The 10,684-nt window shown below is 52.0% G+C and carries 13 protein-coding genes; 6 read left to right on the top strand and 7 right to left on the bottom strand.

What is annotated here, in order from left to right:
• Nucleotides 1-273: 273 nt before the first annotated feature.
• The 5 genes from sspB to zapE all read right to left on the bottom strand — a co-directional run bounded on the left by sspB (nt 274) and on the right by zapE (nt 4,079).
• Nucleotides 274-765 (bottom strand): ClpXP protease specificity-enhancing factor, encoded by a 492-nt coding sequence (gene sspB, locus NMC31_RS22220; RefSeq protein ID WP_015962806.1) that lies wholly within the window; start codon nt 763-765, stop codon nt 274-276.
• A 4-nt stretch (nt 766-769) separates the two neighbouring features.
• The gene (gene sspA, locus NMC31_RS22215; RefSeq protein WP_149464021.1) at nt 770-1,408 is read right to left on the bottom strand and encodes a stringent starvation protein SspA; all 639 of its coding nucleotides are present in this window, start codon (nt 1,406-1,408) and stop codon (nt 770-772) included.
• 360 nt (nt 1,409-1,768) lie between these two features.
• A complete protein-coding gene (rpsI, locus tag NMC31_RS22210; protein WP_000829815.1) occupies nt 1,769-2,161 on the bottom strand; it encodes a 30S ribosomal protein S9 in 393 nt (130 codons plus the stop codon).
• A gap of 15 nt (nt 2,162-2,176) precedes the next feature.
• Complete coding sequence (gene rplM, locus NMC31_RS22205) at nt 2,177-2,605, bottom strand: 50S ribosomal protein L13 (RefSeq protein WP_015962804.1); 429 nt, start codon at nt 2,603-2,605, stop codon at nt 2,177-2,179.
• Between the two features lie 346 nt (nt 2,606-2,951).
• The gene (gene zapE / locus NMC31_RS22200; RefSeq protein ID WP_253899098.1) at nt 2,952-4,079 is read right to left on the bottom strand and encodes a cell division protein ZapE; all 1,128 of its coding nucleotides are present in this window, start codon (nt 4,077-4,079) and stop codon (nt 2,952-2,954) included.
• Between the two features lie 196 nt (nt 4,080-4,275).
• On the opposite strand from zapE, the gene zapG reads away from it, so the two are divergent.
• The 3 genes from zapG to degS all read left to right on the top strand — a co-directional run bounded on the left by zapG (nt 4,276) and on the right by degS (nt 7,364).
• The gene (gene zapG, locus NMC31_RS22195; RefSeq protein ID WP_015962802.1) at nt 4,276-4,674 is read left to right on the top strand and encodes a Z-ring associated protein ZapG; all 399 of its coding nucleotides are present in this window, start codon (nt 4,276-4,278) and stop codon (nt 4,672-4,674) included.
• A 170-nt stretch (nt 4,675-4,844) separates the two neighbouring features.
• Nucleotides 4,845-6,212: a serine endoprotease DegQ gene (gene degQ / locus NMC31_RS22190; RefSeq protein ID WP_149464023.1), complete on the top strand. Its 1,368-nt coding sequence runs from the start codon at nt 4,845-4,847 to the stop codon at nt 6,210-6,212.
• 87 nt (nt 6,213-6,299) lie between these two features.
• Entirely contained in the window at nt 6,300-7,364 is a 1,065-nt protein-coding gene (degS, locus tag NMC31_RS22185) for an outer membrane-stress sensor serine endopeptidase DegS (protein WP_149464024.1), read from the top strand.
• A 45-nt stretch (nt 7,365-7,409) separates the two neighbouring features.
• On the opposite strand, the gene mdh is transcribed toward degS, so the two are convergent.
• Complete coding sequence (mdh, locus tag NMC31_RS22180; protein WP_108474934.1) at nt 7,410-8,348, bottom strand: malate dehydrogenase; 939 nt, start codon at nt 8,346-8,348, stop codon at nt 7,410-7,412.
• A gap of 457 nt (nt 8,349-8,805) precedes the next feature.
• On the opposite strand from mdh, the gene argR reads away from it, so the two are divergent.
• The 3 genes from argR (at nt 8,806) to yhcN (NMC31_RS22165) (ending at nt 10,286) form a co-directional block, all read left to right on the top strand.
• Entirely contained in the window at nt 8,806-9,276 is a 471-nt protein-coding gene (gene argR / locus NMC31_RS22175; RefSeq protein WP_015962796.1) for a transcriptional regulator ArgR, read from the top strand.
• A 374-nt stretch (nt 9,277-9,650) separates the two neighbouring features.
• Complete coding sequence (yhcN, locus tag NMC31_RS22170) at nt 9,651-9,914, top strand: peroxide/acid stress response protein YhcN (RefSeq protein ID WP_149464025.1); 264 nt, start codon at nt 9,651-9,653, stop codon at nt 9,912-9,914.
• 108 nt (nt 9,915-10,022) lie between these two features.
• On the top strand, nt 10,023-10,286 hold the full coding sequence (gene yhcN, locus NMC31_RS22165; RefSeq protein ID WP_253899097.1) for a peroxide/acid stress response protein YhcN: 264 nt from the start codon (nt 10,023-10,025) through the stop codon (nt 10,284-10,286).
• Between the two features lie 52 nt (nt 10,287-10,338).
• On the opposite strand, the gene NMC31_RS22160 is transcribed toward yhcN (NMC31_RS22165), so the two are convergent.
• On the bottom strand, nt 10,339-10,614 hold the full coding sequence (locus NMC31_RS22160; protein ID WP_253899096.1) for a barstar family protein: 276 nt from the start codon (nt 10,612-10,614) through the stop codon (nt 10,339-10,341).
• Between the last annotated feature and the right edge of the window lie 70 nt (nt 10,615-10,684).

The raw sequence follows: 10,684 nt of genomic DNA, 5'->3' as shown, positions 1-10,684 counted from the left end.
GAAAAACACCATTAACATAACCAGTGATTATGATTTAATTATTACAAAAAGAATGTAATTAAATAAATTATTGCATAATTAACATCATGAAATATAATATTAAAAAGCTGCAATTAATATTTTTAAAGAAAAAGAACCATTATTAATGGAACGCGTTAGTTGAAATTAATGATTACTTTATAAAATTTACTGTATATTTATAGTGAGGTTTGTCGTTGCAACGGGCTAAGTATCCAGACGAAAAAAAGGCCCTTTCGGGCCTTTTCAGAAATATTACTTCACTACACGTAGCGCCGGGCGACCACCGCGCGGCGGCGGGGTATCGTCCGGATCGGTGTCGTCGTCGTGATCCGGCTTATCGCCATCGATGACCGACATCACCGTTTCGTTTTCAACGACTTCGAGATCGTCGTTGTAGCCTTCAGCATCTTCGTCGTAGGCTGTTTCCGGCTCAAACATGGTGCCTGCGCCGTTTTCACGCGCGTAGATAGCCAGTACGGCAGCCAGCGGTACGGAGACATTGCGCGGAACGCCGCCGAAACGGGCGTTAAAGCGAACTTCATCGTTCGCCAGCTCCAGGTTGCCCACCGCGCGCGGCGCGATGTTCAGAACGATCTGGCCGTCACGGGCATACTCCATTGGCACCTGAACGCCTGGCTGCATGACATCAACGACTAAATGCGGCGTAAGCTGGTTGTCCAGCAGCCACTCGTAAAATGCGCGAAGCAGATACGGGCGGCGCGGAGAAAGCTGTGACACATCCATTCAATTAACCCCGGCCAAGGCGCATTTCGCGCTCGGCTTCCGTTAAGGAGGCAAGGAAAGAATCACGTTCGAAGACGCGGGTCATATAGCCTTTCAGCTCTTTCGCACCCGCACCCACCATTTCGATGCCCATAACCGGCAGACGCCACAGCAGCGGCGCCAGGTAGCAGTCGACCAGGCTGAACTCATCGCTCAGGAAGTACGGCTTCTGGGTGAATACCGGCGCAATCGCCAGCAGCTCTTCGCGCAGCTGTTTACGTGCAGCATCAGCCTGAGACGCAGAACCCGTCATCACGACGTTCATCAGCGAGTACCAGTCTTTCTCGATACGTTGCATGTACAGACGGCTTTCACCACGTGCAACCGGATAAACCGGCATCAGCGGCGGATGCGGGAAACGCTCATCCAGGTATTCCATGATGATGCGGGATTCCCACAGAGTCAGTTCGCGATCTACCAGTGTCGGGACGCTTTGATTCGGGTTGAGGTCAATCAGATCCTGCGGTGGATTGTCCTTTTCCACGTGCTCTATCTCAAAGCTGACACCTTTTTCAGCCAGCACGATGCGGACCTGATGGCTATAAATGTCAGTAGGACCAGAAAACAGCGTCATTACCGAACGTTTGTTGGCAGCGACAGCCATGAAAACCTCCAGGTATATTCAGAATTTTTACTGCTACCAGCCACACGGTGGCTAGCCAGAAGTGTGTCCCCATCCTGCGTTGAGTGGCATTCCTGCTTGCAAACCAAACAAAAATTGAACAATCACCCGCATTTGGGCAGAAAATTGGAGAATAGTTTACCAGATTTTGCGCGGCTTGTGGTGAGTGGATTCTGGAAATCCGGAAAAAGAGCCGTGAGATTGGCGCTGGCGTTGAGATTATGGCAGGGGCACTTGGCTTGTTCGCCCTGCCAATACGCTCGTAACGTTACTGTTCAGACATAAAAAAACCCGCCGAAGCGGGTTTTTGCGCAAATTGTTGTCTGCCGAAGCAGAAACCAATTAACGTTTGGAGAACTGAGGACGACGACGTGCTTTACGCAGGCCGACTTTCTTACGTTCAACCTGACGAGCATCACGGGTAACGAAGCCAGCTTTACGCAGTTCGCCACGCAGGGACTCATCATACTCCATCAGAGCGCGGGTGATACCGTGACGGATCGCACCAGCCTGACCAGAGATACCACCACCTTTAACGGTGATGTACAGATCCAGTTTCTCAACCATGTCGACCAGTTCCAGCGGCTGACGAACTACCATGCGGGCAGTTTCACGACCGAAGTACTGTTCCAGAGAACGTTGGTTGATAACGATTTTGCCGTTGCCCGGTTTGATGAAAACGCGAGCTGCGGAACTTTTGCGGCGACCAGTGCCGTAGTATTGATTTTCAGCCATTGCCTATAATCCCGATTAGATGTCAAGAACTTGCGGTTGCTGTGCCGCGTGGTTGTGCTCGGTACCCGCGTAAACTTTCAGTTTACGGAACATAGCACGACCCAGCGGGCCTTTTGGCAGCATGCCTTTAACCGCGATTTCAATCACACGCTCAGGACGGCGGGCAATCATCTCTTCAAAGGTCGCTTCTTTGATACCACCGATGTGGCCGGTGTGGTGATAGTACATTTTGTCAGTACGCTTGTTGCCGGTTACAGCAACTTTGTCAGCGTTCAGAACGATGATGTAATCACCGGTATCTACGTGCGGAGTGTATTCCGCTTTGTGCTTACCGCGCAGGCGACGAGCCAGTTCAGTAGCCAGACGGCCCAGAGTTTTACCGGTCGCGTCAACAACATACCAGTCGCGTTGAACGGTTTCTGGTTTAGCTGTAAAAGTTTTCATTAAAAGCTTACCCAAATAAATAAGTTACACGTTGGTGAACACCCAAACGTTTTGTCAGTTGAGGTTCACACGACATTGTCCAGCAAACCTACCCCTTCGAATAGCCTATGCCGGCGCAGAGAAAGTTTTGGGAAAAAAACCTTCTTGTAACGTGGGGTCGCAAGATTATAGAGAAGTCGTGGTTAAAGGTCGACCCTTATTTGTGATTTTGATCGAGGGTTTTTGATAGGGGGGGTGCGGCCTGATGCCCTCACCCCGGCCCTCTCCCACAGGGAGAGGGAGAAAACCCCACTCACATAACCTCTGGCACAATCCGTACCCTCTCCCACGGGGAGAGGGGGAGGATTTATGGCATATGCGGCCGTTTCAAATACTCTTCGCTCTGCATCTCCTGCAAACGCGACAGGCAACGCTGGAACTCAAACTTCAACCGCTCGCCCTGATAAATGTCGTACAGCGGCACTTCCGCGCTCACCACCAGCTTCACATGACGCTCATAGAATTCATCCACCAGCGCAATAAAGCGACGAGCTTCACTCTCCATCAGCGGTGTCATAACAGGCACATCAAATAACATCACCGTGTGGAACAGGCGCGAGAGCGCGATGTAGTCGTGCTGGCTGCGCGCATCAACGCACAGTGTCGTAAAGGAAACCGCCAGCGTTTGATTCTCAACGCCCAGCGTTGGCAGAGGGCGATGGTTAATTTCAAGTTCCGGTGCGTGCTCACGCTTCGCCCCAGCCAGCGCCAGCCACAGTTTATCCATCGCAATGCGTGTTTCGTCGTTGAGCGGCGAGAGCCACAGATGCGCCTGCGTTAATGTACGTAAACGGTAATCGACGCCTGCATCAACATTCATGATGTCGCAGTGGGCTTTAATCGCGTCAATGGCCGGCAGGAAGCGCGCACGCTGTAAGCCATTGCGATAAAGCTCGTCCGGCGGAATGTTAGACGTAGCAACCAGCGTAATCCCACGCGAGAACAGCGCTTTCATCAAGCCGCCGAGCAGCATGGCGTCCGTGATATCCGAGACAAAAAACTCGTCAAAACACAGCACGTCGGTTTCCGCTTTAAAGCGTTCAGCAACGATTTCCAGCGGGTCGCTATGCCCCTGAAGCTGTGTTAGCTCTTCATGTACACGCAGCATAAAGCGGTGAAAGTGCAGGCGCTGTTTACGTTCGCCCGGCAGGCTGTGATAGAACATGTCCATCAGCCAGGTTTTCCCCCGGCCAACCCCACCCCACATATATAAGCCGCGAACCGGCGTGCTGGTGTCCGCCTCGCGTTTGCCAAGCAATTTTCCGAATTTTGCCATCAGGCCGCCGCCGCTTTGGGCCGGCTGTGCACGATTAGCGAGCAGTTCCTGGTAGATGGTATCGAGGCGGTTTACCGCCTCACGCTGAACATCATCAGGCTGATGGGTGCCCTCTTCGAGGGCCTGAAGATAACGCGATGTGGGGGACAGGCTTTGCATGATCTAATTGTTATTCCTTTGAAAACCGGTATGTCTTACTTCACGATTGGTGAAAAAAGTGCCGTTCTACACTACGCGATGATACGCCAGGATTCCACTTCTGCGGAATAAGCGGTTATAGTGGCAGTATCTGGTACAGGCATGGAGCGCCTGGTCACCAATACCCTACGGAACCACAAAACAATGGGAGATGTTCATGACCTGGGAATATGCGCTAATTGGGCTCGTTGTCGGCATTATTATCGGTGCTGTGGCCATGCGTTTCGGTAATCGCAAATTGCGTCAACAACAGGCCCTGCAGTACGAGCTGGAAAAAAATAAAGCCGAACTGGAAGAGTACCGTGAAGAGTTAGTCAGCCATTTTGCGCGCAGTGCGGAATTGCTGAACAACATGGCAGACGACTATCGTCAGCTCTATCAACACATGGCGAAAAGCTCAAGCAGCCTGCTGCCTGAAATGAGCGCAGAGTCTAATCCGTTCCGCAACCGTCTGGCTGAATCGGAAGCCGGTAACGACCAGGCGCCGGTACAGATGCCGCGTGACTACTCAGAAGGCGCATCCGGCCTGCTGCGTAGCGGTGCAAAACGCGACTAATCCTTTCTGCGAACAATTTATTTCACGGGCGCGCCTGTTGCGCCCGTCACTTCTCTCTGCCCCGACTATATTTAGTCAATATCCACATTGTTACCCCGAGAAAAATTCAATAACATCAGACTGTTTCGGGAAGCATGTCCTTACACCTCAGGTCAGGAGAGCCAGCATCAATGAATAAATCTACTTTGCTGTTGAGTGCGTTAGCGTTAAGTGTCGGCCTGTCCTTTGCCGTACCTCAGGTGGCCAGCGCGTCGATTCCCACTCAGGTTCCAGGCCAGGGCGCACTGCCAAGCCTCGCGCCGATGCTAGAAAAAGTCTTGCCCGCCGTGGTGAGCGTGCAGGTGGAAGGCACCGCCACGCCGAGTCAGCGCGTGCCGGAGGAGCTTAAAAAATTCTTTGGTGAAGAAGGCGGCAACGAACCGGCGCAACCGTTCGAAGGCCTGGGCTCTGGCGTCATAATTGATGCGGCGAAAGGCTACGTCTTAACCAACAACCACGTCATCAGCCAGGCGCAAAAAATCAGCATCCAGCTGAATGACGGCCGCGAGTTCGATGCCAAACTGATTGGCAGTGATGACCAAAGCGACATCGCCCTGCTGCAAATTCAGGGCGGCAGCAAACTCACGCAAATCGCCATTGCCGACTCCGATAAACTGCGCGTCGGTGATTTCGCCGTCGCCGTGGGTAACCCCTTCGGACTGGGGCAAACCGCCACCTCCGGGATCGTGTCGGCGTTAGGACGCAGCGGGCTGAACCTCGAAGGGCTGGAAAACTTTATTCAGACCGATGCCTCAATTAACCGTGGGAACTCCGGTGGCGCATTGCTGAACCTCAACGGCGAGCTGATCGGCATTAACACCGCGATTCTCGCCCCGGGCGGCGGTAGCGTGGGGATTGGCTTCGCCATCCCCAGCAATATGGCGCAAATCCTCGCGAAACAGCTGATTCAGTTCGGTGAAATCAAACGCGGGCTGCTCGGTATTCGCGGTATGGAAATGAGCGCCGATATCGCCAAAGCGTTTAACCTCAACGTGCAGCGCGGGGCGTTTGTCAGCGAAGTGTTGCCTAACTCCGGTTCAGCGAAAGCGGGCATAAAATCAGGCGACGTGATTGTTAGCCTGAACGGTAAAGCGCTGAGCAGCTTTGCCGAACTGCGTTCGCGCATTGCTACCACCGAACCCGGCTCAAAAGTGAAGCTGGGTCTGCTGCGCGATGGCAAACCGCTTGAGGTTGAAGTCACGCTGGATAAAAGCACCTCGGCGACCGCCAGCGCGGAAATGATTGCCCCACAGCTTCAGGGCGCGTCATTAAGCGACGGTCAGTTGAAAGATGGCACCAAAGGCATTGTCATCAGCGATGTAGAAAAAGGCAGCGCAGCGGCGCAGGTTGGCCTGCATAAAGATGATGTCATCATCGGCATTAACCGCCAGCGCACGCAGTCCATCGCGGATATGCGCAAAGTGCTGGAAACTAAACCGTCGGTGATTGCCCTGAACGTAATGCGCGGTGAAGAAAGTATTTACCTCCTGATGCGCTAACCGTTATGCGCTGGACATCGCGCAGCATGTGATGTCCAGCGTAGTCGTGGTATGCTGCGAACGTTTATTCATCAACGATACCTGATCATGCTTGCAAAGCTTTTACGTTCTGTCGCAATTGGTTTTATTGTCGGTGGCATTTTGCTGGCCGCGATGCCCTCTTTACGCAAGTGGACAACCGCGACCACCACGCTCACCAGCTCGGATGAATCCCCCGCCAGCTATAACCAGGCTGTGCGTCGTGCCGCGCCAGCGGTCGTTAACGTCTATAACCGTGGCCTGAACAGCACCGGGCAGAATCAACTGGAGATCCGCACGCTCGGCTCCGGGGTGATCATGGACGAACGCGGGTATATCGTGACCAACAAACATGTCATTAACGATGCCGATCAAATCATCGTCGCGTTGCAGGATGGCCGCGTCTTCGAAGCGCTGCTGGTCGGCTCCGATACGCTTACCGACCTTGCGGTGCTAAAAATTAACGCCACCGGCGGCCTGCCGGTTATCCCCATCAACCCGAAGCGCGTGCCGCACATTGGCGATGTGGTGCTGGCGATTGGTAACCCTTACAACCTGGGGCAGACCATTACGCAGGGCATTATCAGTGCTACCGGCCGTATCGGCCTGAACCCGACCGGGCGACAGAATTTCCTGCAAACGGATGCCTCCATCAACCACGGTAACTCTGGCGGCGCGCTGATTAACTCACTGGGCGAGCTAATGGGTATCAACACCCTCTCTTTCGATAAGAGTAACGACGGCGAAACGCCGGAAGGCTTAAGCTTCGCCATCCCGTTCCAGCTGGCGACTAAAATCATGGATAAACTGATCCGCGATGGTCGGGTGATCCGTGGTTATATCGGGATCGGCGGGCGCGAGATCGCCCCGCTGCATGCACAGGGCGGCGGCATGGATCAGATCCAGGGGATCGTGGTAAACGAAGTCACCACAGGCGGCCCAGCCGCGCTGGCGGGTATTCAGGTCAACGACGTTATTACTTCGGTGAATGGTAAACCGGCGCTTTCCGCGCTGGAGACCATGGACCAGGTGGCCGAAATTCGCCCGGGGTCGGATATCCCGGTTGAGGTCATGCGCGACGATAAGAAACTCACGCTGAAAGTGACGGTTCAGGAGTATCCTGCGTCGAACTAACAGACACAAAAAAGGGCCTGACGGCCCTTTTTTTCATGCATTACATCACTTATTCACAAACTCTTCGCCAAGCGTAATATCTTTTCTCAGCGTATCCAGCATACCTTCCAGCGCCTGTTGCTCAAACGCGCTCAGTTTGCCGATGGACTGACGCTCTTCCACACCGTTTTTGCCCAGCAGCAGCGGCTGAGAGAAGAAACGCGCGTACTGGCCGTCGCCTTCCACATAGGCACATTCAACGATGCCTTTCTCACCCTGCAGGGCGCGAACCAGAGAAAGACCTAAACGTGCAGCCGCCTGCCCCATCGACAGGGTTGCAGAGCCGCCACCAGCCTTGGCTTCAACCACTTCCGTACCCGCATTCTGGATACGTTTGGTGAGATCGGCCACTTCCTGATCGCTAAAGGAAACACCAGGGATCTGCGATAACAGCGGCAGAATGGTCACGCCAGAGTGGCCGCCAATAACCGGCACTTCCACTTCTGTCGCCTTTTTACCTTTCAGTTCCGCCACAAATGTATTTGAGCGGATGATATCCAGCGTAGTAACGCCGAACAGTTTGTTCTTATCGTATACGCCCGCTTTTTTCAGCACTTCTGCCGCGATGGCAACCGTGGTATTCACCGGATTTGTGATTATGCCGATGCAGGCTTTCGGGGCAGTTTTCGCCACCTGCTGCACCAGGTTCTTCACGATCCCGGCATTAACGTTAAACAGATCGGAGCGATCCATACCCGGTTTGCGCGCGACGCCCGCGGAAATTAACACCACATCCGCCCCTTCCAGCGCCGGAGAAGCATCTTCACCGGAGAAGCCTGTAATCTTCACATCGGTCGGGATATGACTGAGATCGACCGCCACGCCTGGCGTGACAGGGGCGATATCATAGAGAGTGAGTTCTGAGCCTGAAGGTAGTTGGGTCTTAAGTAGTAGGGCAAGCGCCTGACCGATACCGCCGGCGGCACCAAGGACTGCAACTTTCATCCGAAACTCCTTATTATGGTTAATGTCATTCAGGGTGACCTGTCATGTACCGCAAAACCGACGCAGGGCACTGCCTGTTATACTCCGTTGCGGCGACCTTAATTCACGGTGTAAATAATTACAATCTAATTACTTACAGAATGAGGGGTATTTAGCAGCCTTGCTACAAAATTGCTCATTCGTTTACCGGGAAAGGTCTTATTCACGTAACCAAATCCACATCAACTATCACTTAAACTATAACCAGTGATCTGGTTAAAACAACATCATTTTCATAACATTTAATTTACTTTTAACCTTATTTGCAGGCCGTGATATAGGCATGTTTATTAATAGTAAATTTTGCTAAGATCCGCCCCTTCTCGCGATTATTATCCGCCTTTTTTGCAGATTATTTGCATAAAAATGCATTTATATGCATAATCATGTTAATTTCATCACCATATACGGGTGACTTATGCGAAGTTCGACCAAACAAGAAGAATTAGTGAAAGCGTTTAAAGCGCTATTAAAGGAAGAAAAGTTTAGCTCTCAGGGTGAGATCGTCCAGGCGCTGCAGGAGGAAGGATTCGAAAATATTAATCAATCCAAAGTCTCCCGCATGCTAACCAAGTTTGGCGCGGTTCGTACCCGCAATGCCAAGATGGAGATGGTCTACTGCCTTCCGGCTGAACTCGGCGTACCGACGACCTCCAGCCCGCTGAAAAATCTGGTGCTGGATATCGACTACAACGATGCGGTTGTCGTTATCCACACAAGCCCTGGCGCCGCGCAGCTGATTGCCCGCCTGCTTGACTCGCTGGGTAAAGCGGAAGGTATTCTCGGCAGCATCGCCGGTGACGACACCATCTTTACCACTCCGGCCCGTGGCTTTACGGTGAAAGATCTCTACGAAGCCATTCTGGTTTTGTTCGAGCAAGAGCTGTAATCCCCTTCCTCTGGTCGCTGGCCAGAGGATCATCCCTTTCTGCCGCTTCGTTTCCCCGACATTCTCCCGCACACCATTTTGCAATACGTGCTTTAAATCGCCTAAACACATAGTTTCAGTGAATGCATCCGCACAAAATCGCACGAAAAATCAAATCAGTATATCCATATGATTTTCTTAGGATTAACCTCACGATATAGCACTAATACACCATTTTTTATTTCAATTGGTCATAAAAAACAGATTTTTTAAAACAGATTTACGCTTGAAACCATTAGTCTGGTATTAATTTTAAGTGTGATTAGTGTATACTTAATTTCGTGATGAGGGTCACAAAACAAAGACCTTCCAAATAATTCGACGAGGTGTAGATCATGAAAATCAAAACAACTGTTGCGGCTCTGAGCATCCTTTCCGTTATCTCTTTTGGCGCTTTCGCCGCTGACTCTATTAACAGCGATCAAGCGCAAAATCGTCAGGCTATCGGCACCGTATCCGTCGGTGCAGTCGGTTCTTCTCCGATGGATATGCATGAGATGCTGAACAAGAAAGCGGAAGAACAGGGCGCTTCTTCTTATCGCATCATCGAAGCGCGTACCGGCGCCCACTGGCACGCAACAGCTGAACTGTACAAATAAGTTTGGCTTATAGAGTGAGTAAGATTTAGGTAAACAATATTTTCTACAGCGGTCCAGGAAGCCATGTTTTCTCCTCTCACCGCTGTCGCACATGGTGGAGTAAAAATTATGAAAAACGCAATGATCATCGCTTCTCTGGGTCTGGCTTCTGTTCTCTCTTTTGGTGCCAGCGCGGCTGAGCAAATCAGTTCAGAACAAGCACAGAGCCTGCAATCTATGGGTACCGTTTCCGTATCACAGGTCGGCAGCTCGCCGATGGATATGAATAGCGCATTATCAGCAAAAGCAGCAAAAGAAGGCGCAAGCGGCTACCGCATTATTGAAGCGCGTTCCGGTAATACCTGGCACGCGACCGCAGAATTGTACAAATAAACCCTCGTCGTCTTGTCCGACGACTTGCCCCCGCCGTTACGCGGGGGCTTTTTTATGTCCGCGAAAGGTTAAAGCGCAGCATCCCTTCCAGCTCTTCCTCTGCCTCATCAAATAACAGTATCAGCGCACCGTAACGCCGCTTCTGCTTCTCATCCAGATGCAGGAACTCTATCTCCAGCGGCAGCGGAAGCTGGCTGCCGGTCACCGCATCCCACAATGAATCGAGATCGTGAACCTGCCCACTCTTGAGTGCGAAAAGGCGCGTGAACTCGCGGTAAAAATCACCCTGGTTTTCTATTTCATCAAAATCAAAAGAATAGAGTTCCATCACCCGCCCTCAATTTTCCCGCCGCTGTCATCCGCCTCTAAGTATAGCGATAAAAAAACCGACGCTGAGG

It is taken from the genome of Pseudocitrobacter vendiensis, assembly GCF_943590815.1.
GTDB classification, from domain to species: Bacteria; Pseudomonadota; Gammaproteobacteria; order Enterobacterales; family Enterobacteriaceae; genus Pseudocitrobacter; species Pseudocitrobacter vendiensis.
Note: the sequence above shows the minus strand (reverse complement) of the source record. Positions and strands in the feature narration are given on the sequence as shown.

Excerpts from the sequence above, each read along its gene's own strand:
- argR (WP_015962796.1), top strand. The coding sequence starts at position 8,806 with ATGCGAAGTTCGACCAAACAAGAAGAATTAGTGAAAGCGTTTAAAGCG.
- mdh (WP_108474934.1), bottom strand. The coding sequence starts at position 8,348 with ATGAAAGTTGCAGTCCTTGGTGCCGCCGGCGGTATCGGTCAGGCGCTT.
- rpsI (WP_000829815.1), bottom strand. The coding sequence starts at position 2,161 with ATGGCTGAAAATCAATACTACGGCACTGGTCGCCGCAAAAGTTCCGCA.
- sspA (WP_149464021.1), bottom strand. The coding sequence starts at position 1,408 with ATGGCTGTCGCTGCCAACAAACGTTCGGTAATGACGCTGTTTTCTGGT.
- yhcN (WP_253899097.1), top strand. The coding sequence starts at position 10,023 with ATGAAAAACGCAATGATCATCGCTTCTCTGGGTCTGGCTTCTGTTCTC.
- rplM (WP_015962804.1), bottom strand. The coding sequence starts at position 2,605 with ATGAAAACTTTTACAGCTAAACCAGAAACCGTTCAACGCGACTGGTAT.
- degS (WP_149464024.1), top strand. The coding sequence starts at position 6,300 with ATGCTTGCAAAGCTTTTACGTTCTGTCGCAATTGGTTTTATTGTCGGT.
- yhcN (WP_149464025.1), top strand. The coding sequence starts at position 9,651 with ATGAAAATCAAAACAACTGTTGCGGCTCTGAGCATCCTTTCCGTTATC.
- zapG (WP_015962802.1), top strand. The coding sequence starts at position 4,276 with ATGACCTGGGAATATGCGCTAATTGGGCTCGTTGTCGGCATTATTATC.
- sspB (WP_015962806.1), bottom strand. The coding sequence starts at position 765 with ATGGATGTGTCACAGCTTTCTCCGCGCCGCCCGTATCTGCTTCGCGCA.
- NMC31_RS22160 (WP_253899096.1), bottom strand. The coding sequence starts at position 10,614 with ATGGAACTCTATTCTTTTGATTTTGATGAAATAGAAAACCAGGGTGAT.
- zapE (WP_253899098.1), bottom strand. The coding sequence starts at position 4,079 with ATGCAAAGCCTGTCCCCCACATCGCGTTATCTTCAGGCCCTCGAAGAG.
- degQ (WP_149464023.1), top strand. The coding sequence starts at position 4,845 with ATGAATAAATCTACTTTGCTGTTGAGTGCGTTAGCGTTAAGTGTCGGC.